Annotated in this window: 1 protein-coding gene; it reads right to left on the reverse strand. The window is 72.4% G+C overall.

Annotated features, from left to right (window positions below; genetic code table 11):
* Positions 1-471: condensation domain-containing protein (locus A7W11_RS17665; protein ID WP_156523136.1), on the reverse strand; the 471-nt coding region annotated here is incomplete at both ends.

A 471-nucleotide genomic window follows, 5' to 3' on the forward strand; every position in this document is an offset into this window, starting at 1 on the left:
GCTCCAGCCGTCCAGCAGCAGATGGTGGCTGGTCCAGATCAGGTGTTGCGTCTCGGCCCCCGTGCGCACCAGCGCCAGCCGCAGCAAGGGCGGCTCGGCCAGGTCGAAGCCGCGTTCCAGCTCCGCGCGGGCCAATGCGTCCAGGCCGGCTTCCATGTCGTCCCAGCGGCGGCCGTCCTCCAGCCGCAGCGGCACCGGCGCCTGCCGCGCCACCCATTGCAGCGGCCGCTCGGCGTCGGCCAGAAAGCCCGTGCGCAGGATGTCGTGGCGCGCGATGGCCTCGCTCCATGCCTGGCGGAAGCGCTCGGCATCCAGGTTGCGCACGTCCACGCGCAATTGCGTCACGTAGGCGCTGCCCTGCCCGTCGGCCACGCTGTGGAACAGCATGCCCGCCTGCATCGGCGACAGCGGATACAGGTCCTGCACCCGCGACGGCGCCAGGCCCAGTCCGTCCAGCCCCGCCTGGTCCAA

Origin of the sequence: Bordetella ansorpii (assembly GCF_900078315.1) — a bacterium.
Taxonomy (GTDB): Bacteria; Pseudomonadota; Gammaproteobacteria; order Burkholderiales; family Burkholderiaceae_B; genus Bordetella; species Bordetella ansorpii.